General features: G+C 58.2%; 16 protein-coding genes and 3 tRNA genes. 13 read left to right on the top strand and 6 right to left on the bottom strand.

Going from position 1 to position 25475, the window contains the following annotated elements:
* The first annotated feature begins 15 nt into the window (after positions 1 to 15).
* Positions 16 to 915 (top strand): acyltransferase domain-containing protein, encoded by a 900-nt coding sequence (locus D2E25_RS04580; RefSeq protein WP_125980240.1) that lies wholly within the window; start codon positions 16 to 18, stop codon positions 913 to 915.
* Between the two features lie 34 nt (positions 916 to 949).
* On the opposite strand, the gene D2E25_RS10785 is transcribed toward D2E25_RS04580, so the two are convergent.
* On the bottom strand, positions 950 to 1081 hold the full coding sequence (locus D2E25_RS10785) for a hypothetical protein (protein ID WP_277599947.1): 132 nt from the start codon (positions 1079 to 1081) through the stop codon (positions 950 to 952).
* 222 nt (positions 1082 to 1303) lie between these two features.
* Positions 1304 to 2749 (bottom strand): MFS transporter, encoded by a 1446-nt coding sequence (locus tag D2E25_RS04575; RefSeq protein WP_164514713.1) that lies wholly within the window; start codon positions 2747 to 2749, stop codon positions 1304 to 1306.
* Positions 2750 to 2991: 242 nt separating this feature from the next.
* Here D2E25_RS04575 and D2E25_RS04570 point away from each other — a divergent pair, with 242 nt between their 5' ends.
* The 6 genes from D2E25_RS04570 to D2E25_RS04545 all read left to right on the top strand — a co-directional run bounded on the left by D2E25_RS04570 (position 2992) and on the right by D2E25_RS04545 (position 11860).
* Positions 2992 to 4341 (top strand): glycoside hydrolase family 30 protein, encoded by a 1350-nt coding sequence (locus tag D2E25_RS04570; protein ID WP_125980235.1) that lies wholly within the window; start codon positions 2992 to 2994, stop codon positions 4339 to 4341.
* A gap of 252 nt (positions 4342 to 4593) precedes the next feature.
* A complete protein-coding gene (locus tag D2E25_RS04565) occupies positions 4594 to 5967 on the top strand; it encodes an ABC transporter substrate-binding protein (protein WP_164514712.1) in 1374 nt (457 codons plus the stop codon).
* Positions 5968 to 5977: 10 nt separating this feature from the next.
* On the top strand, positions 5978 to 6919 hold the full coding sequence (locus D2E25_RS04560) for a carbohydrate ABC transporter permease (protein WP_125980231.1): 942 nt from the start codon (positions 5978 to 5980) through the stop codon (positions 6917 to 6919).
* Between the two features lies 1 nt (position 6920).
* Positions 6921 to 7829, top strand: coding sequence for a carbohydrate ABC transporter permease (locus D2E25_RS04555; protein WP_125980229.1), 909 nt, complete (start codon positions 6921 to 6923; stop codon positions 7827 to 7829).
* Between the two features lie 349 nt (positions 7830 to 8178).
* The gene (locus D2E25_RS04550) at positions 8179 to 8997 is read left to right on the top strand and encodes a hypothetical protein (RefSeq protein ID WP_125980227.1); all 819 of its coding nucleotides are present in this window, start codon (positions 8179 to 8181) and stop codon (positions 8995 to 8997) included.
* 67 nt (positions 8998 to 9064) lie between these two features.
* Positions 9065 to 11860 carry a 3-keto-alpha-glucoside-1,2-lyase-like domain-containing protein gene (locus D2E25_RS04545; RefSeq protein WP_164514711.1) on the top strand — a complete coding sequence of 932 codons (2796 nt, stop codon included), beginning with the start codon at positions 9065 to 9067 and terminating at the stop codon, positions 11858 to 11860.
* A gap of 469 nt (positions 11861 to 12329) precedes the next feature.
* On the opposite strand, the gene D2E25_RS04540 is transcribed toward D2E25_RS04545, so the two are convergent.
* Together D2E25_RS04540 and D2E25_RS04535 are read right to left on the bottom strand one after the other, a co-directional pair.
* Entirely contained in the window at positions 12330 to 14414 is a 2085-nt protein-coding gene (locus D2E25_RS04540; protein ID WP_125980223.1) for a beta-galactosidase, read from the bottom strand.
* Positions 14414 to 16042: a peptide ABC transporter substrate-binding protein gene (locus tag D2E25_RS04535; protein WP_125980221.1), complete on the bottom strand. Its 1629-nt coding sequence runs from the start codon at positions 16040 to 16042 to the stop codon at positions 14414 to 14416. The genes D2E25_RS04540 and D2E25_RS04535 overlap by 1 nt, the downstream gene beginning before the upstream one ends.
* A 377-nt stretch (positions 16043 to 16419) precedes the next feature.
* On the opposite strand from D2E25_RS04535, the gene gltX reads away from it, so the two are divergent.
* A complete protein-coding gene (gene gltX / locus D2E25_RS04530; RefSeq protein ID WP_125980219.1) occupies positions 16420 to 17949 on the top strand; it encodes a glutamate--tRNA ligase in 1530 nt (509 codons plus the stop codon).
* Between the two features lie 102 nt (positions 17950 to 18051).
* Here gltX and D2E25_RS04525 read toward each other — a convergent pair whose 3' ends face one another.
* Positions 18052 to 19263, bottom strand: a complete 1212-nt coding sequence (locus D2E25_RS04525) for an ATP-binding protein (protein ID WP_241217010.1) — start codon at positions 19261 to 19263, stop codon at positions 18052 to 18054.
* Between the two features lie 249 nt (positions 19264 to 19512).
* Here D2E25_RS04525 and D2E25_RS04520 point away from each other — a divergent pair.
* The 3 genes from D2E25_RS04520 to D2E25_RS04510 all read left to right on the top strand — a co-directional run bounded on the left by D2E25_RS04520 (position 19513) and on the right by D2E25_RS04510 (position 23907).
* Positions 19513 to 19585: transfer RNA gene (locus tag D2E25_RS04520), tRNA-Glu, on the top strand.
* 317 nt (positions 19586 to 19902) lie between these two features.
* Positions 19903 to 21261, top strand: a complete 1359-nt coding sequence (locus tag D2E25_RS04515) for an ABC transporter substrate-binding protein (RefSeq protein ID WP_125980217.1) — start codon at positions 19903 to 19905, stop codon at positions 21259 to 21261.
* A gap of 186 nt (positions 21262 to 21447) precedes the next feature.
* Complete coding sequence (locus tag D2E25_RS04510) at positions 21448 to 23907, top strand: beta-L-arabinofuranosidase domain-containing protein (protein ID WP_125980215.1); 2460 nt, start codon at positions 21448 to 21450, stop codon at positions 23905 to 23907.
* A 116-nt stretch (positions 23908 to 24023) separates the two neighbouring features.
* Here the strand turns inward: D2E25_RS04510 and D2E25_RS04505 are convergent, their stop codons facing one another.
* Entirely contained in the window at positions 24024 to 25052 is a 1029-nt protein-coding gene (locus D2E25_RS04505) for a LacI family DNA-binding transcriptional regulator (RefSeq protein ID WP_125980212.1), read from the bottom strand.
* A gap of 207 nt (positions 25053 to 25259) precedes the next feature.
* Here D2E25_RS04505 and D2E25_RS04500 point away from each other — a divergent pair.
* Together D2E25_RS04500 and D2E25_RS04495 are read left to right on the top strand one after the other, a co-directional pair.
* Positions 25260 to 25332 (top strand) — tRNA-Glu (locus D2E25_RS04500).
* A 38-nt stretch (positions 25333 to 25370) separates the two neighbouring features.
* A tRNA-Gln gene (locus D2E25_RS04495) sits at positions 25371 to 25445 on the top strand.
* The last annotated feature ends 30 nt before the right edge of the window (positions 25446 to 25475 follow it).

Here is a 25475-nt window from a genome sequence, read left to right as displayed (position 1 = left end):
GGAAGGGGTGCGGTGATGGTGGGAACGCAATATTCACAGTGGAAATATTCACAGTGGAATGAGATCGCACATTTATGCGCAGATATTCACATGCCGCAGCGCGCAATCGATGCGCTACACGCGGTATATCAAGACCCCGCATCCTCGCAGTTGGAAGCGCTGCGCCACTATGCGCAGTCGATGACCAACATCGACTATACGAGCTCTGAAGCTGCTGCCAAAGCGCTGATCGCTGACGCTGGCGAAAATCACGCAGTCACCGTACTCGCTGTCACGCTTGAAGCTGCACTGCGCGCGTGGGATGCGATCTACGTGCCGCACAATATTGGTCGCGATATATTCACCGCGACCATGGCGAACATCGCATTGTTTATAGGCGAGCGTATCGCTGCGTTTGATGACGTCAACTTCGACCGCGCATGGTGGTGCTGGCAGTACACCAGCGGCAAACAATACCGTATTGGCGCACTGAACTTTGAAATGGCTGAGTATGCCAGTGAACCTGCGGGGCTCCCGTTCACCCCTGGCGAGCGGCTCTTGCACGTGCACATTCCCTCTGATGCGAGCCTTGACTCAGTGCATACGCACGCCGCATATCGTGCTGCGCGCGAGTTTTTCGCCCAGTATTTCCCCCAATGGGCGAACGCTCCGATGGTGACTGAAACGTGGCTACTTTCGCCGGCGCTCAAGACGATGCTATCGGAGCGCTCGCGCATTCTTGCGTTTGCGCGCGATTACGAGGTGCTGCATACTTCGCCCAATGCAGATGATGGCAATTTCTTTGTTTTTGGTCGATCTGACCTACCGCTTGACCAATTGCCGCAGCGGACGGGTTTGCAGCGTGCGGCAGCGGAGCGACTGCGCGCAGGCGGTCATATCGGTATTGCCTACGGGCGTTTGCGTGCGATTGACTGAGTATGACTGCGTTTGACCGAGCACGACTCAAGTACTAGCGGCGGCGCTTGATGAGATAGTCGGCTGCCATACCGGCGACGGTAACGACTACGGCCACGATAAGAACGTTGATGAGGTTCTGCGCGGTTTGTGGCATAGCGGCGGCTGCAGCGTAGATGAACGACATGGGTGCTTCCTTAGTGAGAAAAGTCAGTCAGTGATTAACCAATAGCGTGATCGTATTTGATCAATACTGATTATATAACAATCTACGTATGTGATGTGCTCAAAAACAGACAAAAGCGGAAATCACAGCAAAAGAAAACCCCGATCCGCAGTTCATGCGGTAATCGGGGTTTTCTTGAGTTCAGGAGGTTAGTTATCGATCTGCAGTATCTGCAGGATCAGATCACATCTCACCCTTAGCGCGGCGCTCCTCGAGGATTGCAGCGTTCTTCTTGGAGACCTCGCCAGACAGCGGGTAGAAGAAGAGCAGGATGAGGGCGATCAGGCCGTTGCCGATAGCCGGGGCGAGGGTTGCAACAGCGTAGATGTTGTTCAGCGTCGAAGCGGACTGCACCACAGCCTGGCCGGAAGTAGCGGTCACGTAGCCGGTAGCAGCAAGCACGACTGCAGGCAGCAGGCCGGAGAGAGCCTGGCCGATCTTACGAGCGAACATGTAGCCGGTGTACACAGTGCCGTCTTCACGGGTGTGAGTCTTGACCTGGATGTCATCGATGATGTCGGTGATGAAGGACCAGACCATCAGGCCGAACACGCCGTTGCCGAAGATGGCGACGATGGACATGCCGACGAACACGTACGGGTTGGTGATGTGCATGAAGAACATGATCACGTACACGACGGTGGTGAACACCAGCAGGATGCCGCACACGAGCTTCTTGCCGAACTTATCGCAGATAGCAGGCACGAACGGCGCCACGATCAGAACCGGCACGTTCTGGACAGCCAAGATGGCCAGAGCAGCGGTGTTGTTGAAGTAATCCTTGTACAGATAGGAGTTCACAGCGCCGGCGAACATCTGCGCGAAGATGAGCAGCAGAGCGGCGAGCATCAGAGCGACCATGGCGCGGTTGGTGAACATGTACTTCAAAGCCTTGCCCAGCGGCACGTGCTCGTTCTTGGTCTTCTCGACGCGAATACGCTCAACAGTGCCCTTGAGGGTGATCTGGTAGCAGAGCCACAGCAGAATAGCGAAGATGATGGCGACCCAGATCAGGACCGGGCCGTTGAGGATCTTCTTGTCAGCGCCAGTGGAATCCTTGACGGTCGTGTACATTACGAGCGGCAGGATGAAGGTCACGATAATGCCGCCAGCGGTCGAACCAAAGCCACGGCCTGCAGCCATCTCGTCACGGTGCTTAACAACCGGGGTGGAGACGGAGGCGAAGGAGCCGTACGGAGCGGAAGTCGCAGAGTAGCAGGCAACGCCGGCGATGTAGATCACGGTCATGTAGACGACGCGCGCAGCCATCGGCCAGCTGGAGACGAACGGCAGGAACGTCAGGATGATGACGGCCATCAGCGGGTAACGCAGCGTGCGCACGAACCAGTGGTAGCGGCCATCTTCGCGAAGCGGAGCGTTATCAGCCCACACGCCGGTGCCGAAATCGGTGAAAGCGGAGATCAGCTTGCCGAAGAAGATGATCCAACCAGCCCACAGCGGGTTAATACCCAGGGCGTCGGTCATGTAGATCAGTGCGTAGTTGGTGACCAGCTGGAAGTAGAAGCCGTTACCGATGTCGCCCATGGCATAGGCCATAGGTTCGGTCTTCTTAAACGGCGGTTTTTCCTCGATCTTGACGTTCGAGGCATCAGCGGTTGCAGCCGACATGATGTTCCTTTCTTTGTCGGAAGACGAGCGAAACGGTGCTCGGTTCCGTGTGACCTTTGTTCTCTCCATCGCAGGCGGGCCTTTGATGATCATCGGACTTCGTCGTGCGAATCGATTGAAGTAACGAAACTAAATATATCACAAATAATCACTACGTGATCAAAAATGACAAAAAAAGATTAAAAAAATGATTTGTGATCAAAACTGGGTGTATTATGAAGGAGAAATGATCATTCGTATCCATGCGCGCGCGACACAATGACGCCGCTCGCCACGCCATTCTCTCTGAGATGTTCGACCCAGCGCAGGGCGGCTTCTCCTCCGTTCGTATCTCCATCGGCGCATGCGACTTCTCCAGCCAGAAGTACTACTCCTACGACGATCTGCCGGAAGGTGTGGCTGCTGATGCTTCCTTGCAGTACTTCTCCATCGGCGAAGGTGAGCCTGGTGCGCCCGACGCCACCAAGGACTTGAAGAACGTCATCCCTGTACTGCAGGAGATCCTCGCGATCAACCCGGCCGTCAAAGTCATGGCCTCCCCATGGTCCGCTCCGGCATGGATGAAGACCTCCGGTGTGCTCTCTGGTGCTGGCCGCCTGCGCTTGGGCGAATATGTTGGCAACGGCTACCGTTATCAGGACACTATTGATTACGTGTACGCGCAGTACTTCGTCAAGTTCATCGCCGCGTACGCCAAGTACGGCATTCGCATCAATGCCGTGACCATGCAGAACGAGCCGAGCAATGGCTGCCCGTGGCCGATCACCGTGTGGACTCCGGAAGAGCTGACCAAGTGGGGTAGCGAATACCTGCGCCCGGCGCTCGACCGCACCTTCCCTGACGTAGAAATCTACTTCGGCGACGACTCCCTGCGCTTCTTCCAGCGCCCAGTGAGCGAATACATGACCCCCGCGCAGGCTCAGGCCTTCGCTGGCGTCGCATTCCACACCTACTCCGGCCTGCCTGAGTGGGTACACAACGGCGCTCGCCAGTTCCCGAACTGGAAGGTCGCGATGACCGAACGCCGCTGCATGCTCGACGAAACCGTCGACGAAGCCAGCCACGTGATGTTCGGCGAGATCGGCACTTGGCTCGTGCGTAACGGCATGGGCCTGATCAACCTGTGGAACATGGCGCTCGACGAGCAGGGCTTCCCGAGCTACGCAGGCACCTCCGGCCGCCGCGGTGTGATCACCATCGATTCGACCACCGGTAAGGTCAAGCGCAACCTCGAATACTTCATGCTGCGCAACTTCGGCCAGGACGTGGCCGTCGGCTCGCACCGCATCGCCTCCACCAACCGCACGCCTGACGGTCGCCACGGCGGCCTCGGCTCCGTCGCGTTCGTGGACGATCGCACTGGCGACTTGGCTGGTATCCTGTACAACCCGACCGACAAGGACATCGAAGCTGCCGTCGAAATCAACGGCGAAGGCGCCCGCTGGCAGAAGGTCACCGTCCCCGCATACGGTACGGTCACCTTCCACAAGTCCGACTACGCGATCAACCTGACGCAGGCCCCGGCCGACGACGACTTCAAGATCACGTACACGCCGCACCCGGCTGACGATCACGACGAGACGCTGTTCTAAGCGACCGAGCGAACTTAAGCGAACGTCAACCATATATATACAGGGCAGGTGAGTAGATGCGAGCGCGCATATACTCACCTGCCCTGCGCGCGGCTCGCACATACAGAGCATCCTTCAGCCTGTGCATAATATGTATGGGGGTATGATGCTGCCGCGCTACAGAGGTGCTCGACACAGGTGTCAGGCAGCGCGGGCTCCTCGCATAACGACATGCAAGGAACTACAGAAGAGCGAAAAAAGAAAGGGAATCGCATGCTGAATAAGGCAATGCCGCGGCTGAAACGCCTCATCGCAGCCGTAGGTGCATGTGCGGCGGCGCTGTCGTTAGCCGCCTGTGGATCAAACGGTACGTCAGCTGATGGGCGCAATGCAGACGGCACGGTCACCATCAGCATGGCCGGATGGATACTCGCCACCCGCCCGGAATTCCAAGCGCTCGCCACAGGCTTCGAGAAAACGCATTCGAACATCCATATTGACGTCAAAGAATACAGCGCCGACGACTACGACAAGCAGCTCATCGCCGACCTATCCGCAGGCAAAGCGCCCGATGTCTTCCCGATGAAAAACCTGAAGATGTACTACACGTACGCGTCTCCCGGTGCGCTCGCCGATTTGAGCGATGCGGCGGCGAAGTACAGCGATGATTCCAACCTTGCAGTGGCCAAAGATTACGTGATCGATGGCAAAACCTACGCGCTACCGTACCGTGTAGACGCCACCGTGCTGTACTACAACAAAACCATGCTCGACAAGGCCGGTGTAGACGTGCCCGATGGTACGTGGACGTGGGATGATTATCTGCGCATCTGCCGCGAACTCAAAAAGAAGCTGCCAGCAGCCGGTTACAAGGACGCTTACCCGACCTATCATCACACGTCATTCCAGGCGATTCCGCAGGCCATCGCGCTCGCACAGCAAGCCAAGGGGAGCGGCGTTGCTGGGCAGAATGACCTGTTCTTCTCCGGCAATTACGACTATTTGAAGCCCATGTACAAGCTGTTCCTCACCATGCAGCATGAGGGATTGACGTTGAGCTACAACACCGTGTCTTCTTCAAAAACCACGTATCAGTCGCAGTTTGGTACGCAAAAAGCTGCGCTGCTGCCAATGGGCACGTGGTTTATGGGCCCGCTTGCCGACCAGCAAGCCAGTGGTGACGCTGACAAGTTCGAGTGGGGAGTGGCTGCACTGCCACAGTTGAGCAAGGCGACGGTCAAAGCGCCGGTGACATATGGTGACCCGACTGGATTCGCTGTGGCTGCAAACTCGCCGAGCGCCAAAATGAAAGCTGCCAAGGAGTTCGTAGCGTGGGCGGCTGGCCCTGAAGGCGCAAAGGTCACCGCACAAACTGGCTCAGTGCCTGCATACCTGTCTAACGCGGCGCTTGACACATTCTTCGCAAAGAAGGGATTGCCGAGCGACAAGCAGTCGCGCGAAGTACTCCGCACGTCAGTAATCAAGCAGGAGAATCCGGTTGGTGAAGCCACGCAGGTAATCCAAGACGAACTCAACATGGCACAATCGTCGATTCTGTCCGAAACCAAGTCGACAGACGAAGCGCTCGCTAAAGCCTCGCACGCAATCGTCAACACGGGTCTGCTGCCAAGCCAGCAGGGAAAGTAGGAGGTGCGCTATGAGTGACCATCAACATTCTGCTGCAGCGCAGATTCCAGCGCCGCGCGACAACTCAAGCCACGTCAACAAACTGCGCAATCGTAATATTCGCAACGGTTTGCTGTTTATTGCACCGAACTTTATCGGTTTCTTTCTGCTCGTGCTCATCCCAGTCGTCACGCTGTTCTACACGTCGTTTACCAAGTGGAGCGCGCTAGGTGACCCGCAATTCAACGGCATCTGGAACTGGCGCCGCCTGTTTACTGACGAAAACTTCTGGGACGCGCTCACCAACACGCTCTACTACGCGATCATCCACATTCCGCTCACGTTGGCGCTCGCATTCGGACTCGCCGTGCTGCTCAACTCGAAGATTAAAGGCCGCGCGTTCTTCCGCACTGTCGCATTCTTCCCCTACGTGACCGCGATCGTAGCAGTCGCGCAAGTGTGGAGCATGATGTTCGACCCGAAAGCCGGCCTGATCAACCAGTTCCTCGCCCTGTTCGTCGGCGCAGACAACGTACCCGGTTGGCTCTCAAGCACCACGTGGGCAATGCCCGCAGTGATTATCGTCGGTACTTGGCGCGAAGTTGGCTACTTTATGATTCTGCTGCTCGCCGGCCTGCAAACCATTCCTGCAGAACTCTACGAGGCTGCGAAAGTGGATGGTGCGAACGCATGGCAGCGATTCTGGAATATCACCGTGCCATGCATGCGCCCGACGCTGTTCTTCACCACGGTGACGTTGACGATCACGTCGCTCAAGATTCTTGACCTGACACTCGTGATGACCAACGGCGGCCCGGGCACCTCCACGCTCGTGCTCGCGCAGTACGTGTACCGCGTGGCATTCGAACGCGCTGATTTTGGATACGCGTCGACCGTGTCGCTGGCCCTGTTCTTCATCTGCCTAGCAGTCACGCTCGTGCAGTTCTGGTACAACAACGCGAAGGAGAAGTGAGATGGCTATTTCGCTGAGTTCCAGCTCTCAGACGGTTAATTCCACGGTCGGCTCCTTTGACGCGCCGCTGAACGTGCGCCACCGTTCCCCGCTGCACATCGTCGGCATTATTCTCGGATATGCGGTAATGGTTGTGATCAGCGTATTCGTCGTGCTGCCGTTCATTTGGATGGTGCTCGCCTCGCTGAAAAACAACAATGAAATCTACATGGTCCCCGTGCGCTGGCTGCCAGAAACATGGCATTTCGAGCATTATCTGCAGATCTGGCAGAAGGCCGACATGCTCGGCTGGCTCGGCAACACCGTGTTCTTCGCCGTCGTAGTGACCTTCCTGCAAGTGTTCACTGGTTCGTTCGCTGCATACGGCTTCTCGAAAATCAACTTCCCCGGCCGCAACACGCTGTTTTTGATCTACGTGGCAACGATGGCCGTGCCGTGGCAGGCGTACATGATCCCGCAGTTCAAGATGCTCTCGATTGTGGGATTGAACGATACGCGTTGGTCAATTATTCTGCTGCAAGCATTCGGCGCGTTCGGCGTGTTTATGATGAAGCAGTTCTACGACACGATTCCGGATTCGCTGTCTGAAGCTGCACGACTCGACGGCTTGAGTGAGTTTGGTATTTACCGGCGGATTATTCTGCCGCTGTCCGGCTCGTCGATTGCCGCGCTCGCGATCATCACGTTCACCAACACGTGGAACGACTACATGGGCCCGCTGCTCTACTTGCGCTCGCCGAACCTGTACACGATTCAGCTGGGCCTCAAGACCTTCATCTCCCAGTACGATGCCGATTATTCAATGATTATGACCGGCTCCGTGCTCTCCGTACTGCCAATTCTGGTCGTGTTCCTGATCGGCCAAAAGCAGTTCATCGAAGGCATCGCCACCTCCGGCATGAAGAACTAAGGCGCCCAGTCATGTGGCTGCTGTGACTGTGGCGACGCTCCCTCAGTCAGCCTAACGGCTGACAGCGTCCCGCAATTATGGACTCGCTATGCGAGCGATATTGCTGGCTCGCCTGTCGGCTCGCACAACGCTTACAAACAACCCACTGGGTTGTTTGCTTAACGGCATTGTCCTACCGAGGGGGCTAAGGATAGGAATATAACTATCAAACTTTACATAACATGGATGCGGCAGCCTTGGCCCCCTCGGCTGAGGGGGCTGTCAGCCGTAGGCTGACTGGGGGAGCGTCGCCACAGTCGTTGCAACCACTTTGACATACAACCTGACACGAAAGCGAAAGGAGCCCGTCATGGCAGCAGCAGCGCATCCTCGCCGCCCGCACATTACCGCTGACGCGTTCCTTACCGTCGCGAACGTCGTCTACCTCGTGTTGGCAATGTCCCTGCTGACCTTGGCTGGCTGCCTGCCGCTCGTACTGGCAGTGATCTTCGCACCTTCCACCGCCTTCTATCCGCTGTGGATCGCGGCCGCCGCGCTCAGTGCGCCCGGTGTAGCGGCGTCGTTCGCGATCTTTCGCGATCATCCCGTGTTCATGCCTGCAGCTCGCCGCGACGCACTGAATGTGATCGAATCTTCCGGCGCTGCACTGCCCGATTGGATCGCCGCCACGTACGTGCCTTCCGATGTCTCTGTCGCAGTATTCCGCCCGTACGGCCGCGCATACAGGCGCCTGTTCCGCCGCGCGCTGACGGTCGGCGCGATCATGTGCACGGTGGAATTCGCGCTACTATACGACGCACAGCTGCTGATGCAGGTTGCGTGGGGGCAATTGCTCGTGCCAATGCTGCTGGTACTCGCCGCGTACAACCCGTTCGCAATGATGATGGTGTTGCACATCGCGGTTGAGTTTCCGCAGGCGCGATTGCGCGCGCTGTTGCGTAATGGCTGGATGATGACGATTCGCAGGCCATACATGCTGCTCGTCAATGTGGCAGTTGCTGTTGTGTATGCGTGGGGATTAACGATCAGTCCGATTCTGGTGGCGGTATTAGCTACTGGTGTTGCTGCGTTTGTGGTGTGGGCTGGCCTGCGCTGGCAATCGCAGCCGCTTGCGCTTGCTATGGCTCGCGAGTCTGGTGATCGCCGGCTTGTAGCGCTGTATGAATAAGTGACTGCGCGCGCAAGTATCTTCCAAAAACGTCGTTGTGATCATGAAATATCATATATGATTATTTATGATTAAATCTGACCAAATAGAAGGTTTGGTGTCTGCTATGACGACGATGACGACTTTCGAAGGCAACGACCCTGCCCAGCCGCTGCGCGTTGCAATTCACGCCGACGATGTAGCCGCCGCTGCAAAGAACCGCAACGGATTGACGTACAAAGGATTCGGCCTGCTCTCCGGCAACGCCACTTCCAGCCTGCTGATGGACTACAAAGCTGAAAGTCCGGACGCCTACTGGCAGCTGGTGCGCACGCTGTTCGCTGGTGATCACCCATTGATGAATACGATCAAAATCGAAATGGGCAACGATCGTAATAATTCCACCGGTCCGAATGTTGCCACCATGCGCGAGTCGGACGAATACCCGCAGGTTGCTCGCGAACCCGGTTTCCAGCTCGCCGCCGATGCTCGGCGTTATCAGCCCGGCGTACACGTGAGCATTCTTCGCTGGATGGCACCAACCTGGGTGCACTCCAACGACGATGTGTACAAGTGGTATAAGAATACGATTCTGGCTGCATATCGCGAATATGGCGTGATGGTTGACTCGGTTAACCCTGACGTGAACGAGCGCACCGCAAACCTTGATTGGGTTGCCGACTTCGCGCATCGCGTGCACACGGACGATCAGGGCTTTATTGGCAACGGTCCAAACGACCCCAACGCTGGCTGGGCTAGCGAGACTGAGCGCGACCTCTTCCACGCGATCAAGGTCATTACTTCTGACGAGGAAGTGACCGGCACGTTCGGCGGCGAGGTTATCGCCAACCCGGAGTACCTCAACGCAATGGACGTGGCCAGCTACCACTATTCCGTGGTAGACGACGAGGACGGTAACTTCAAGCGCTTGGCTGAGGAATTCGATAAGGAAATCTGGAACTCTGAAGCGCAAGCCGTGTTCTCTAACTCCGCCGACCGCCCAAACAACACAATGGACAACGGCTTGGGTGAGCGCACCGGCACTGGCATTGGTGGTTCCGGCAGCCCGCTAGAAATGGCGAACACGCTGGTCAAAGGCTTTGTTGAATCGCGCCGCACGCATGCGATCTACCAGCCGGCCATCGGCTCATGCTACGAACACATGGAATACGCCTCCAAGGAGCTGATTTCCGCGCGCGACCCGTGGAGCGGCTGGATGTACTACGACGCCGGCTGCGCAGTACTCGAACACTTCACGCGATTCGCCAACCTCGGCTTCGTCTCCGCATCTGCGCACGACACGATTTGGCGCGCGATCCCGCAGGCGTCGGGTTGCAAGGTGGGCGGCAACAACCCGGTCAATGGTGCTCGCAACGGAGAACCGTCGTATATGACGCTCGCAGCACCAAATGGCAACGATGTGAGCATCGTTATCATCAATGACAGCGGTTTCACAAAAACTTACGAGATTGAGATCGACGCCGCGCTGACCGCCGCTGGCAAGCCGCTGACGATCTGGCAGACCCGCGCTGCCGACGCCGGACAGCCCTATGATGCAAACTGGCGCAAGCCGGTGGCGATCATCGATGGAAATCACAACGAGAACACCGCCGTCAGCACCTACGCCGTCACCATCCAGCCGTGGAGCATGATCACCGCCACCACGCTTGACTCAGCCGAAGTTAACCCTGCAACCGGAGCCCTTACCGCGAAGCCTGCGTACGCCTACGCGCTCCCGCACACGAACGAGCACACTCGTACCGTGCTCGACGTGGACCCGGCAAACGGCGTGCTCTACGCCGACGACTTCAACTATGCAGATGAGCCGCAAGTCGAGACGTACAAGTTTGACCAGCTCGTCAAGGAAGATTATCTGGCCTCGCGCGGCGGTGACGCAGGCGCAACACCGCGGTACAGCACTGATACGAACGGCGCGTTCGAAGTCGTACCGGATGCTGAGCGTGGTCACGTGCTGCGCCAGCAGATCGACTGGAACCACGCTGGCAACGCGTGGATTGAAGGCGACCCGCGCACAGCGATTGGCGACATGCGCTGGGCCAACTATCGTGTGTCCGTCGATGTGAAGTTCGAGGACTACCCAGGCCGTGCGCCTTACGTGCTGCTTGGTGCGCGTGAAATGGGCGGCAATAAGTTCACTACCGATATTTGCGGTGTGGATTTCAAGATTCGTGCGGATGGCGTATGGCTGTTGCGCAACTTCGGCAACGAAGTACGCCGCGGGCACTTGGAAGATCTGCGCCGGCGTGCTATCGAGGCTGGCATGCAACCGTTCGCAGCTGGTGCTGGCTCGTGGAATACGATCACACTCGAAGTCGCGGGGGATACTGCCACCGTATTCATTAATGGTGCGAAGATCACCACGTGGTCGGACCCGTCATTGCAGTCGGCTGGTCGTGTGAATCTCGGCACGAGCTTCGACCACGTGCGTTTCTCGAACCTGCGCGTCGAACGTGTGGACGGTTTCTCGCCCTACTACACCGAGCTGATCGACGATATGCACATGCGCTCGTGGGATAACGGCTCTGAAATCCTGCACTATGACAGTTCTTGGACGCATGATAACGGTCAGGGCATGTTTACCTACATGCGAACGATTTCGCGCGCTGCAGGTGCTGGCGCTGAGCTGAAATTCAGCTTCGACGGCACCGGAGTCGACCTATTTGGCCCCTCAGATGGCAGTGCGCGCCTTGACGTGTTCGTAGACGGTCATCTGGTTCATGCCAACGCTCCAGTGCACGCCACCAACGGCTCACTGCGCTGTGAATATCGCCTCGAAGGCCTCGAGCAGGGCCATCACACGGTCGCATTCCGCACCGCCAACGCCGCCGGCTTCGCTCTCGACGCCATCGGCCTGCTGAAGTGACATGTTGGGGGAAGGGCGCCGAGAGTCATCCCGTTATGGCTCTCGGCACCTGGCCGATAGAGTGGGGCTGTGATGCTTTGCTTATTTGCAGGTCTTATCTGGGTTTTTATGGTGAAAGAAACACTTTTAGATAGATAAAAATGTTGAAACCTACATTTTCCCATAGGTAAGCGGATATGGGGTGGAATGATTGCACTGCGTGCAATGTGGGTCGATAGCGGTGCAAACATTGGCGTCGGTGCATGCGTCAACTATTTGGCTCCTTCGTTCTCGCTCAGTCGGCGATCGCGCTATCTTACAATCTTACAGTTTATCTTACAGTTTCTTACATTATCTTACTGTAAGAAACTGTAAGATACGCCGCTCAACAGGTGCGAGCGTTTGTAGAGTGGTTTAGAACTATTGAATTAGTGAGGCTCGGCGTTGATGAATGCCGAGCCTCACTTTTTTCGATGACGCGGCCTGCGACTTAACGATTCTTGCCGTTGCCTTGCAGGAGCATGACGCCGTAGGGCGGCAGTTCGATTATGTCGCCGACCGTGTGTGGCTCGTTGTTGTTGAGCAAGTCAACGCCTTCGACAGGTACGCGTACTGAGCGCGGCTCGCCGGTGTCATTAATAATGAACGTGAGCGCGTCGCCGTGGTCGGTGTAGCGGGTGTTGATCTCCACTCCGCTGGGTGACTCGATCGTCGGAATTCCGGCATCATCCAGCATCTCGCCGATCAGCAGCTGCATCGCCGCCGGATCAAGGAACGTGCCCGCGTAGTAGCACACGCCGCTTCCCGCGCGATGCCTCGTGATCGCCGGCGTGCCCGCGTAGAACGGACCCGGGCCGTAGCTAGCGAGCGTTTCGGTACCCTCGCTCGGCACCAGCACGTCGCACAGCACGCGGCCGGCGGGGGAAGCAGAGCGGTCGGTGTCGCCGGCAGCCCTTGCGCCACCCTCGCTTGCGCCATCGTCGCTTGAGCCGCCGCCAACGCCTTCCGCAAACTCCAGTGGCACGCGGTCCTCGGGCGCCAGCGCGTCCGTCTCCATCGCCCACACGCCGGCAATATCGTGGAACGGCGCCGGAATTTTGCCGTTGTACAGCACGTCGTGCTCGTCGCTCAGCGCGCTCATCACCGTGAGCAACAGCCGCCCACCGCCGCGCACGTAATCGTTCAGCCGGCCGGCCGCCGCGCTATCCACGATGTACAGCGCCGGAGCGAGCACCACGTCATAGCGGGAAAGATCCGCGTCAACGCCCACCACATCCACCGGCACATTGCGGCGATAGAGTTCGGCGTACATCGCGCGCGATTCGCGCAGATAATCAAGATCCTTCGACGGGCCGATCGCATTGCGCAACCCGCGCCACGACGACCAGTCGAACAGCATCGCCACGCGCGGCAACGGCATCGAACCCTCGATCATCGAGCCGATCGACGCCAACTCGCGGCCAAGCGAAGCCACTTCGCGGAACGTGCGCGTCTCATCGGTGCCATCCGCGTCGATCACCGCACCGTGGAACTTCTCGCAACCGTAGCGCGAGCGCCGCATCTGGAAGAACTGCACCGAATCAGCGCCATGCGCGATCGCCTGCCAACTTTGCTGGCGCATCTGGCCGGGGCGTTTGAGCGCGTTGTACGGCATCCAGTTCATGCGGCTCGGCGTTTGTTCCATGAGTAGGAACGGGCGCTGTTTCAAACAGCGGATCAGATCATGCCAGAACGCGGTATCGCTCGGCGGCGTGCCGAGCCGCGGGTAGCAATCCCACGCGGCGATGTCGATGTCCTTCGCCCAATGCTGATAGTCGTATTGGAAGAAGTTGCCCATGAAATTCGTGGTGATGGGCGTCTTGCTATCGAACCGCCGGATCGCATCCTTTTCCGCGTTGTAGGCGCCGATGATTGCATCGTCGAAGAAGCGCGCGTAATCAAGGCTTGCTGCGGGCAGTACTGCGCACGGGTCATCATAGCTGCCGTCGCCGGCGCGATCGGGTGGGAAGATCTCGTCGAATGAACGGTACGTGTGCCCCCAAAAATCGGTGCCCCACGTGGCGTTCAGCTGTTCGATGGTGCCGTAGCGTTCGCGCAGCCAGTCACGATAGGCACGCTGGCAGTTTTCGCAGTAGCAGATGCCCTCATACTCGTTCGAAACATGCCACGCGACGAGATTCGGCAATGAAGCGTAGTGTTCCGCCATCTTGCCGGCCAGCGCCGCCGCATAGCGACGATACGTGGGGCTGGAAGGGCACGCGTTTTGCCGCGCGCCGTGACGGTGTTTACGCCCGTCGAAGTCGACACGCTCCACATCCGGGTGGGCCAGCGACAGCCACGCGGGCAGGGCGCCGGTGCCTGTCGCCATGATGATCTTCATACCGGCATCGCTCACCGTAGAGACGATGTCGTCAAGCCGGGAGAAATCGTAGGTGCCCTCGTCGGGCTGCAAAGCGGCCCACGAGAACACGTTCAGGGTGACCTCGTTAATCGAGGCCTCGCGCAGCAGCCGCATGTCGTGCTTCCACACGTCACGCGGCCACTGCTCGGGGTTGTAGTCGCCTCCGTACAACATCAGGACTTGCTGATCTTCCAGTACGTGGGCAGGGCGTTGAAGTTGAAAGCGAGGCCGTTCACGTTCTTCGTAGTCACCGCGTTCGCGTTGCCGTACCACAGCGGGATCGTCGGCAGATCCTGCAAGAGGATCTCCTCAGCCTGCTGGTAGTACTTGTTCGCGTCCTCCATCGAGGAGGAGGATGCGGCCTTGTCCAGCAGCGCATCGTAATCCGGGTTCTTGTAGTTGCCGGTGTTCGAGCCGTTACCGTCGGCGGAGCTGGAGGCGTACAGGGTCACCAGGAAGTTATCCGGCGACGGCCAGTCGGCGGACCAGCTGGTGTAGAACGCGAAGGTCGGGGTCTTCGAGTCGAGCGAATCGTAGTATTCCGCGGATGTCGGGAACGGCTTGCCCTTCGCCTCGATGCCCAGTGTGTTCTTCAACTGGTTGCACACGGCGTCCACCCACTGCTTGTGGTCGGCGTCCGCGTTGTAGGCGAGCTCGAAGGTGCCGTCCCACGGGGAGATCTTGTCGGCCTCAGCCCACAGTTCCTTTGCCTTGTCGGCGTCGTGGGTGAGCACGTCGGCACCCTTGAGGTCCTCGGAGTGGCCGTCGACGGTCGGAGCGAGGAAGTCGGTGGCCGGGGTACGCGTGTTGAAGAACAGCTTCTCAGTGATCTGCTTGCGGTTGACGGCCATCGAGATGGCCTCGCGGCGCAGGCGGCCTTCCTCATCCATGCCGAAGTGCTTGAGCGCGACTGGAATCGTGAAGCCCTGGAATGAGGAGCCCGGGGTGGAGGTGGCCTTGACGGCCGGGTTCGACTGGAAAGTCTTCATCGCGGAAGCCGGGATCGTAGAGAGCACGTCGAGATTGCCGGCCTGCACGTCGGAGTAAGCGGCGTCTGGCTTGGTGTACAGCTGGAAGGTGATGCCGTCGTTCTTCGGCTGGCGCGGGCCCTTGTAATCGGGGTTCTTGACCAGCGTGATGCTCTTGCTGTGGTCCCACTTCTCAAGCTTGTACGGGCCGTTGGTGACCGGCTTCTCGCCGAACGCCTTCATGTCGCTGAACGCGGAGTCTGGCACCGGGGCGAACGCGATGTAGCCCAGTTCCTTCGGGAACATCGAGTTCGGCTTGTTGAGGTCCACGGTGAAGGTGGTGTCGTCCACGACTTTGAGGCCGCTTAGCTGCGCGTCGGAGGCGACGCCGTCGGCCTGCAGGTCGTCGTAGCCCTTAATCGCGGAGAAGCACCAGGCGTTCTTCATGCCGTTGGCGCCGTTGGCCGCGTAGCTCCACGCCTTGGTGAAGTTCTCGGCCTTGACGGGCGTGCCGTCGGTGAACTTCCAGCCGCTTTCGAGCGTGATGGTGAACTGCGAAGCGTCCTCGTTGGGCTCGATGGACTTGGCCATCTCGTTGTTGATCGTACCGTCACTGTTATAGGTGATCAGAGTTGAGTAGATTTGATCGGCGACCTGAATGCCGCCGCTTTCGCCAGAGTCGCCAGGAGACAGTGGGTTCTGCGGTTCGACGCCGTAAGCTCGGATGACATTATCGCTTGAAGCATTGCTGCTACCGGAGCCGCCACCGCAACCTGAAAGTAGCATAGCGGCCGCGCAGATGACTGCAGCGACTGTGAAATGGCGTTTGCGCATTGTTCTCTCCTTCACTGTTGACGACGGCGTCAAAAAACCGCTGACCGTCGTTGGTCAGTAGTATCAAGTGTGCACATTTCCGGCCCGTAACTGTGGAAATGGTTGAAATTGGCGTGTCGGGGGTGTGCTGAATGTGCGTATAGCGCTCAGGAGTAAGCAAAAGCAATCATTTTGGTGCGTGGCAATGGGCGATTTTATTTACTTTATTGTTACGTAGAGCAATATCGATTGCTATTGATTAATGCTGTTTATATGGGTGATTTGCGCGCAGTGCTGCAACAAGTTTGTTGAAGTGTATGCGCTTGACTGTGTTGCTATGCTGCCGCCGTCACTCTATAGATTCTGCGCGTCCCCGCTGCGCGGCACAATAGGGGACTATGACCGAAGCTGAAAACACCAAGGAAACCAAACCCGAACTGCCGAAGGACGTGCGCGTGCGCTTCTGCCCGTCCCCGACCGGCACCCCGCACGTCGGCATGGTGCGCACCGCCCTGTTCAACTGGGCCGAAGCCCGCGCCACCGGCGGCAAACTGATCTTTCGCATCGAGGATACCGACGCCGCTCGCGACTCCGAGGAAAGCTACAACCAGATCCTCGAAGCCCTGCGCTGGCTCGGCATCGACTGGGACGAGGGCATCGACGTCGGTGGTCCCCACGGCCCGTACCGCCAGTCCGAGCGTGGCGACATCTACAAGAGCGTTGCCGCCAAGCTGCTCGAAGCCGGCTACGCCTACGAATCCTTCTCCACTCCGGAGGAGATCGAGGCTCGTAACGTCGCCGCTGGCCGCCCGAAGGAATTCGGCTACGACGGCTACGATCGCAACCTCACCGAAGAGCAGAAGGCTGCCTTCCGCGCCGAGGGCCGCAAGCCTGCACTGCGCCTGCGCATGCCCGACGAGGACATCGCGTTCGACGATCTGATCCGTGGCCGCATCGAATTCAAGGCCGGTTCCGTGCCGGACTATGTCATCGTGCGCCCGAACGGCGATCCGCTGTACACGCTCACCAACCCGGTGGACGACGCGATGATGGACATCAACGTCGTGCTGCGCGGCGAGGACCTGCTGAGCTCCACCCCGCGTCAGATCGTGCTGTACCGCTACCTCGAGGAGCTGGGCATCGCCAAGACCACCCCGCTGTTCGGCCACATGCCGTACGTAATGGGCCAGGGCAACAAGAAGCTTTCCAAGCGCGACCCGGAGTCCAACCTGTTCAACCACCGCGACGCCGGCTTCATCCGCGAGGGCCTGCTCAACTACCTCGCCCTGCTCGGCTGGTCCATTGCCCCCGACCGCGACGTGTTCTCGATGGAAGAAATGATCGAGAAGTTCGACGTGCGCGACGTGAAGGCCAACCCGGCCCGCTTCGACCTCGACAAGGCGATCTCCATCAACGCCGAGCACATCCGTATGCTCGACCCGGCTGACTTCCTGCGCCGCTCGGTGCCGTATCTGCACCGTGACGGCGTGGTTTCCGCCGACAATTGGGACGCGCTGACTGATCGTGAGCGTGAGATTCTGACCGCTTCCGCCCCGCTGGTGCAGCCGCGTGTGCGCCTGCTCGGTGAGGTCGCTGGCATGGTTGGCTCGCTGCTCTCCACCGAGGGCTACATTGAGCCCGCTGACGATGCACGCAAGCAGCTTAAGGATTCCTCCGCTGCTGTGCTTGATCTGGCGATTGCTGCGCTTGAGGCAGTGCCGGAAGAGGAGTGGAAGACCGACAATCTGCACGAGACGCTCAACAAGGCGCTCGTGGAGGACGGCGGCTACAAGCCGCGTCTGGCTTTCGGCCCGGTGCGCGTGGCCATGTCCGGCCGCCGTGTCTCTCCGCCGCTGTTCGAGAGCATGGAGATTGTCGGCAAGGACATCTCCCTCGCCCGTCTGAAGGGTCTTCGCGAGCATCTATGAGCTGTGAGTCAGCGGATGCCGGCTGGCGCCGACGTCCGCTGACTAATATGCCGAAACATTGAAGCCGACGATTCCAAGCCCGGAATCGCCGGCTTCATTACATTAATCAGCTTGGTTTACACCGCCGCGCAAGTAACTTTCGGCTGTGACATAGCGACCGTTTTTGCTGGAAAAACTTTCCATTCCGCGATAGACGATCATTCTGCGATCGGCCGGCACGCTCAGTTCCTCTCCGACGGATGCGAGGTGTTTGAAGAAATCCGGGCGCGCGGTCATCCCTGACTTGATTTCAATAAGTTTCGGGTCACGGCGATGCGTTGCATCAACCAAATCGATTTCGCTTTGGCTGGTGTCTCGGTAGAAGCACAGTTCGCAGTCTTTGTTTCGATTGCGGTATCGCTTTATCGTTTCCGCGATAATGAGATTTTCGAACACGTCCCCGCGCTTGGGGTCGTTCAACAGATCTTCCATGGAATGAATACCAAGAAGGTAGTTCAGCAATCCATTGTCATAGAAATACAGCTTGGGGGTCTTGACTAACCTCTTGCGCGTATTGGTGGAATAGGGGGACAGTCTGAATATGATGAAGCTCGCCTCCAGGATGGAGAGCCATTGCTTGGCGGTGTTGAAAGCCACGCCAGCATCTCGGGCCAAGGCGGTGAGATTCAACAGATTCCCGGCATTTTCCGCGCATAGCCTCAGGAAGGTATTGAAATCGGTAAGATTGCGGACATCAAGATACTCTGCCACGTCACGGCTGACATACGTGGCCGTATAGTTTCGGAAATAGATATCCGCAGGCGTCGGCACGTCGTAGAGATGCGGATAACCTCCGCGGAACATGAACTCGTCCACGGTGAGGTCGGGTTTTGCGTGAAGTGCCTCCTCGTAGGAAAGCGGCAGCAGTTGGAGCATACCGACTCGGCCGGCCAATGATTGCCCGATTCGCTTCTCCATCAGAAAGTTCTGTGACCCGGATAACACGTACTGCCCCATGGTGCTGCGTTTGTCGGCCTCGACCTGGATCTGTGAGAACAGTCCGGGGGCATATTGCGCCTCGTCGATGATGAGTCTATCGCTATGTGAGCGAATGAAGCCAACGGGGTCGTTTATAGCGCTGACGCGAGTGGTTTCATCTTCGAGATTGACATATTCGTAATCGGGAAGTGTGTTTTTCACGAGCGTGGATTTGCCGCTTTGGCGCGGGCCGGTCACGGAAACAACCGGGAACCACGACAGCATGGGGGTGAGTTCCTGAGCGATGATTCTCGGTATCATCATTGCCTCATTTGCAATTTCATCAGTAGGATTCATGATAATTCATCAGTAGGATTCATGATAATTCATCAGTAGAATCTCTGCAAATTCATCAGTAGGGTTGCTGATAATCCATCAGTAGAGGGATTGGTGTTGCTGTAATTGCTGCGTTTATGGACTACTGGTCAATCTATCGTGCGCCTATGGTGGCACTGCTGCGACACGCCAAGGTGGACGCCAGTGGGTGGATTCCTGTACATTTATCAACTCGTCGCGGTTGTACTGCGATGAGCAAGAACTGAATAAGCCCCCATCGTCTAGCGGTCTAGGACTACGCCCTCTCACGGCGCCAACACCGGTTCAAATCCGGTTGGGGGTACGCTTACAAAGCCTCGGGCATTCCCCGAGGCTTTTTCGTTAAACCGCCACTTCTGAACCCAAAACGCACCCGGGCATACGGCTAGTTTGCGGCCACAAAAAGGCAGCAAGCCCGGAAGATGTGGCGTGATTTATGGGTACTTCTTCTGCATGCAGATCGCCAATTTGTGTAGCGCGGGCGGGTGGGGTGCAAGTACGCTGCTTATACCGCGCCTATAGCACCATCGGCGACACGCCGAAAAGTTTCCAGTTTCCTTATTTCAGCGTATATTTAGCGCTACAAATTATAGCGCTACAAAAAAGTGCGAAGGAGATCAAATGCGGTATTCAATGGTGAAGCGCATCGCCGCAACTGGTGCGGTGGCTGCGATGATGATCGGTGTGCCCGCCTGCGGTAGCTCGACGGCAGGATCGGGAGATAAGGCGGCAGAATCGAACGGCAAGACTGAGATCACGCTATGGTCGTGGGATACCAACCAGGAGATCGTCGACAAGTTCGAGGCCAAGAACCCCGATATCACAGTCAAGCTCGTCAACGCGGGTACCAACAAAGACGAATACACCGCGCTCAACAACGCCATCAGCGCAGGCAGTGGCGCCCCTGACATCGCACAGATCGAATACTACGCACTGCCCGAATACGCCATCAAAGGCGAGCTTGAAGACCTGAGCGCATTCGGCGCCAAGGACTACAAGGACTTCTACACCCCGGGCACGTGGAGCTCAGTCAACGTGTCGGGTGGTGTCTACGGTCTGCCGATGGATTCGGGCCCGATGGCGTTCTTCTACAACAAAGAAGTCTTCGACAAGGCCGGTGTGACCGAAGTGCCGAAGACGTGGGATGAGTTCTACGCGGCAGCTAAGAAAATCCGCGCTACCGGCAGCTATATTGTCAACGACGCTGGCGACGCCGGCTTCTACGATTCGATGGTCTGGCAGGCAGGCGGCCACCCGTTCAAGACTTCTGCGGACGGCAAGACCGTGACCATCAACCTCACTGGCGATGAGGGCGCTAAGAAGTGGACTGAATTCTGGCAGAAGATGATCGACGAGGACCTGATCGACACCAAGACAGTCGGCTGGTCCGACGACTGGAACCGCGAGCTCGGTGGCGGTTCGATCGCCGCCATGCTTACCGGCGCATGGATCTCCATCAACCTCGCCACTAACTCCCCACAAGCTACCGGCAAGTGGCGCGTCGCCCAGCTGCCGCAGTGGACCGAGGGCGCCCACGTCAATTCCGAGAACGGCGGCAGCTCGATCGCAATGATCAAGTCCGATAACGACGCCAAGAAGAAGGCAGCCTGGAAGTACATGGAATTCGTGTCGCACAGCACGGAGGGCGCTGATTACCGTGTTGGCCTCGGCGCATTCCCGTCCGACACCAAGAGCCTAGCGAAGAGCGAATTCCTCGACAAGACCACCGTTACCGCCAACAAGCAGGAAGTCGAATACTTCGGCGGCCAGAAGTACAACGAGGAGCTTGCCACCGCGGCCAAGAACGTGGCCTCCGGCTATGAGTTCCTGCCGTTCGAGGTGTACGCGCGCAGTGTGTTCACCGATACCGCCGGCAAGGCGTTTAGCGGCGACGGCTCGCTGTCCGATGGCGTGAAGGCATGGCAAGCCAAGCTCGTCGACTACGCCAAGAGCCAGGGCTTCGAGGTCAAGACCAAGTAGCAAGACCAAGTAGCAAGTAGTCGATCGTTCCGATCGAAGCATTGCGAAGCGGCGGTCGTTGTCGGCATCGTGTCGTGCGAGGGCCGGCGGCGGCCGCTTCGCGTATATGACCGTCATGTCGCCGACGTCGCAGTATCGGCTGCAAAACCGTTGCAGTATCGGCTGCAATAAACGGGAGGAAAACAAATGTCTGTCGTGTTCCGGCGTTTCGATTGCCGAGACGTCTCCTTGGACGAGCGCGGCCCATACGCGAGGGCACAGCGTACTGGCGCTCGCTATGTGCTTGAACTTGACCCGGATCGGCTGCTGTACCCATTCCGGCAGGAATGCGGGCTCGACCAGCCAACCGACGCTGAGGGCAATCCCGTGCGCGCATACCCCAACTGGGAAAGCATGGGCATGGGCGGGCACATCTGCGGCCACTATTTGTCAGCGTTGGCGCAGTTCTGGTCCGCTACCGGGCGCAGTGAATTTCGCGATCGTGCCGATTATGTTGTGCGTGAGCTGGAACGCTGTCAGCAGGCTCGAGCTGACGGTTACGTTGGCGGCATCCCCGGGTCGGATCGCCTGTTCTCTCGCCTGCGTGGCAACGATGTGCAGGCACAGTCCTTCGACCTCGACGGCTCGTGGGTGCCGTTGTACAACTTGCACAAGCTATTCGCTGGACTGCTGGACTGTTGGCAAGCCTTCGCGCCCGACGCACCCGTGATAGCGCAGACGGCGCGCCGCGTCGTGACGCGCTTGGCTGATTGGTGGTGCGCGCTGTCAGACAACATGACTGACGAATCGTTCGCGATGATGCTGCGCTGCGAGTTCGGCGGCATGAACGAGTCGTTCGCCGAACTGTACCGGTTGACCGGTGACGAGCGCTATCTGGCGCAGGCGCAGCGCTTCTGCCAGTCGGAGTTGTTCGATCGGCTGGCCGCCGGCGAGGATTGCCTGACCGGTCTGCACGCGAACACGCAGATTCCCAAAGTGCTCGGCTATGAGCGACTCGCGCAAGCTACTGGAGACTCCCGCTACGACCGTGCGGTGAATACATTCTGGGATTCGGTAGTGAGCCATCGTTCTGTATCGATTGGCGCACATTCGGTCGCTGAGCATTTTCATCCGACTGACGATTTCAGTTCGATGATCACCTCCCGGCAAGGCGTAGAGACATGCAACAGCTACAACATGTCGAAACTGGCCGAACGCCTGTTCCTGCGCACCGGAGCCATGCGATACTTGGACTTTTATGAGCGCGTGCTCGAGAACCATATCTTGTCTTCGGTGGGCACATCCGAACGCGGTTTTGTGTACTTTACGCCGATGCGCCCACGGCACTATCGCGTCTACTCGTCCGCGCAGGAATCGTTCTGGTGCTGTGTTGGCTCCGGGTTGGAAAACCATGCCCGGTATGGGCGTTTGATTTACGCCAAAGCTGCGCCTGCGCAAGGGGTGTCTGAAACTGCTGCGCCCGCGCTGGCGGTGAACCTATTCATTCCTTCTAGCGTGCGTTGGTGCGAGGCTGGTGTGGATATCCGCCAAAGTTACGCTCCGGGAGCTGGACGGCTCAATGAGGGAACGTTGACACTGACGGCGACTAGGGGCGACGGCAGCAACAATGCTGACAGCACTCGCGAAATACGGCTGTACGTGCGGCATCCGTGGTGGGCTGAAGATGTGGAATATACCTTTGACGGTGGCGACGGGCGGATGATCAGCGACAACGCCGTGCCTGGCTACGACTGTCTGCAAGTGCGATGGTCGGGAACAATGACGGTGCACATCCGTCACACGGTCAAGGTGACGATGGAACCGTTGCCGGACGGCTCCGCGTGGGTCAGCATATTGCGCGGGCCAGTGGTGATGGCTCAGCGCAACGGCGATATTGACCTACAAGGATTGCGCGGCGACGATTCGCGCGCCGGGCACATTGCCTCCGGTCCGTTAATGCCGATGAGTGATTTGCCGATCGTACAAGGCTATGAGGTGAACGGCGACACCGGGCGCTTCGACGGCACTGTTGACGTGACAGTGACAGTGCCCGATATGCATGACGCCGGTCCTGATTGCATGCATGGCGATGCGCGTGAAAACGACGAGCGTGAACTGACCCATCGCGTGACGCTGGTGCCGTTCGCTGATATCGAAGCGAGCCGCTACACGATCTACCTTCCGTGGGCACAGCATGACGATACGCGGCAGATACGCGCTCATCTGCGCGATATCGACGCGCAGGAGGCTTCGAGTGACATGCGCGTGTGCGATGAAGTACGATGCGGCGAACAGCAGTCGGAAGTGGACCACGGTTACTGTGCTGCTGGCGACGAGCAAGGGTACGCGGACGATACGCACTACCGCGTCGCGCATCGCCACGGCTGGTTCTCGTATCAAATCAAGGATTGGGAGCGCTCCGGCGACCGTCTGATCGTGGCGTTACTCGCCGACGACGAGCAACACCCGTATCAGCTGCTCGTCGGCGATACGCGGCTGACTAAGCGTGCGGTGCGTCGGCGTGAGGGAGCGTTGCTGCTGGACGAGTACCCAGTGCCACGCGGATCGCTTGGCGTGGGCGACGACATGGCCTCATGCGTGAAGATATCTGCCGACGGCACTTCGGATAGTCCGCGCGTTGCAGCAGTGCGACTGATGCGATCCTGAAGACGACCTATCGCCAGTTGTTGACCAATATTCAAGGTGTGGGTGCCACGTGTGAAACATGGCGCTCACACCTTGTTTTATGCGGTTTTATGCGTTTGCGTATCTCATCGATTGCGCTAGCTGCGCCGGGAACTATCGCCCACGCGCAGCGAGAACGGCACGGTTCGACATGAGAACTCGTGATCGTCCGGGGAATCAATACGATCGAGCAGCAGCGTCAGGCACTCCTGCGCCACATCCTTCGGATCGATAACCACAGATGACAACGGCGGGTTGAGGAATTTGCCGCTCGGCAGCCCATCGAAGCCGACCACTGCTACATCTTGCGGAATGCGCAGACCGCGTTCGATCAGCGCACGCATCGCGCCGATGGCGATGACGTCGGTAAGGCAGAACAGGCCATCAAAGCTCAACCCATCGTCGAGCAGCTGCTGCATGGTTCGGTAGCCATCGTCCATGTTCCAACCACAGCGATGCACCAGTTCGCGCTGCAGTGTCATACCATGCGCTGAAAGAGCGTTCGCAACCCCACGTAGACGTTTGCCGTCGGAGGTGACTGTGTGCGCGAGCTCATCATCGTCATGCCAGTACGCGCCGAGCACAAGAATGCGTTCGCATCCTTGATCGATGAGATGACTGGTGGCTGCGAAAGCACCTTCTTCGCAAGGAGTGAGCACGCGATCGATGGCGTCGTAGTTCTCGAAGGAAGCGTCGAACACCACCAGTGGGTACTTCTCGTTGACCTGGCGGATAGTCTCCTCAGAAACCGAGGGGGCGCACAGGATCATACCGTCCGTAAACTGCGTGGATACGGCGGACAGCATCGAGGATTCGTACGCGGTGGAGTAGCGGGTTTGCTGGATCAGCGTCTGATAACCCTTCTGCACGGCCAGATCCGATACGGCTGAAGCTAGGTCGGATGAGAACGGTGAATTATCGAGTTCGACTGTGGAGAATCCGATCACGTTCGTTCGCCCTGAACTCAACTGCCGTGCCGCGAGGTTCGGCTGATAGTTAAGCTTTTTGGCAGCCTTAAGGACTTTCGCAGCCGTGCTGGCGCGCACTACGCTTTTGCCGCGTAGTGCGTTGGAGGCCGTCATGCGCGATACGCCGGCCGCCCGTGCCACATCGTCAAGCGTCGTCATCGTGAACCCGGCCTTTCGTCTGAAGTTGCGCGCCCGCTATCGCCGCGATGTACATGATTCGCGGTGAACCTGATAACGGACCTGAATGCAGTGTAGCCGTAAAACCACTGGAAAATGGCGCGACACGCCGAAGTTGCGTGAGGGTAGGTATTCGCGTATATTTATCACTCGTTGCGCAGTGCACTCCACTGTTCAACGAAAACTGAAGCCCCCATCGTCTAGCGGTCTAGGACTACGCCCTCTCACGGCGCCAACACCGGTTCAAATCCGGTTGGGGGTACGACGGACAACTCTTCGGAGTTGTTACGCCAGCCAAATTGGGATGTGGTGTAATTGGCAACACAGCTGATTCTGGTTCAGCCATTCTTGGTTCGAGTCCAGGCATCCCAGCCAGTGAGCCCTCGCGGAAGCGAGGGTTTTCTT

The sequence above is a fragment of the Bifidobacterium goeldii genome (genome assembly GCF_003951095.1).
GTDB lineage: Bacteria > Actinomycetota > Actinomycetes > Actinomycetales > Bifidobacteriaceae > Bifidobacterium > Bifidobacterium goeldii.
Note: the sequence above shows the minus strand (reverse complement) of the source record. Positions and strands in the feature narration are given on the sequence as shown.

What these genes read in the sequence shown, in the direction of transcription:
- D2E25_RS04550 (WP_125980227.1), top strand. Translation starts at nt 8,179, where the DNA reads ATGGCAGCAGCAGCGCATCCTCGCCGCCCGCACATTACCGCTGACGCG.
- D2E25_RS04510 (WP_125980215.1), top strand. Translation starts at nt 21,448, where the DNA reads ATGTCTGTCGTGTTCCGGCGTTTCGATTGCCGAGACGTCTCCTTGGAC.
- D2E25_RS04580 (WP_125980240.1), top strand. Translation starts at nt 16, where the DNA reads ATGGTGGGAACGCAATATTCACAGTGGAAATATTCACAGTGGAATGAG.
- D2E25_RS04565 (WP_164514712.1), top strand. Translation starts at nt 4,594, where the DNA reads ATGCTGAATAAGGCAATGCCGCGGCTGAAACGCCTCATCGCAGCCGTA.
- D2E25_RS04560 (WP_125980231.1), top strand. Translation starts at nt 5,978, where the DNA reads ATGAGTGACCATCAACATTCTGCTGCAGCGCAGATTCCAGCGCCGCGC.
- D2E25_RS04540 (WP_125980223.1), bottom strand. Translation starts at nt 14,414, where the DNA reads ATGTTGTACGGAGGCGACTACAACCCCGAGCAGTGGCCGCGTGACGTG.
- D2E25_RS04515 (WP_125980217.1), top strand. Translation starts at nt 19,903, where the DNA reads ATGCGGTATTCAATGGTGAAGCGCATCGCCGCAACTGGTGCGGTGGCT.
- D2E25_RS04555 (WP_125980229.1), top strand. Translation starts at nt 6,921, where the DNA reads ATGGCTATTTCGCTGAGTTCCAGCTCTCAGACGGTTAATTCCACGGTC.
- D2E25_RS10785 (WP_277599947.1), bottom strand. Translation starts at nt 1,081, where the DNA reads ATGTCGTTCATCTACGCTGCAGCCGCCGCTATGCCACAAACCGCGCAG.
- D2E25_RS04505 (WP_125980212.1), bottom strand. Translation starts at nt 25,052, where the DNA reads ATGACGACGCTTGACGATGTGGCACGGGCGGCCGGCGTATCGCGCATG.
- gltX (WP_125980219.1), top strand. Translation starts at nt 16,420, where the DNA reads ATGACCGAAGCTGAAAACACCAAGGAAACCAAACCCGAACTGCCGAAG.
- D2E25_RS04535 (WP_125980221.1), bottom strand. Translation starts at nt 16,042, where the DNA reads ATGCGCAAACGCCATTTCACAGTCGCTGCAGTCATCTGCGCGGCCGCT.
- D2E25_RS04545 (WP_164514711.1), top strand. Translation starts at nt 9,065, where the DNA reads ATGATTAAATCTGACCAAATAGAAGGTTTGGTGTCTGCTATGACGACG.
- D2E25_RS04570 (WP_125980235.1), top strand. Translation starts at nt 2,992, where the DNA reads ATGCGCGCGCGACACAATGACGCCGCTCGCCACGCCATTCTCTCTGAG.
- D2E25_RS04525 (WP_241217010.1), bottom strand. Translation starts at nt 19,263, where the DNA reads ATGAATCCTACTGATGAAATTGCAAATGAGGCAATGATGATACCGAGA.
- D2E25_RS04575 (WP_164514713.1), bottom strand. Translation starts at nt 2,749, where the DNA reads ATGTCGGCTGCAACCGCTGATGCCTCGAACGTCAAGATCGAGGAAAAA.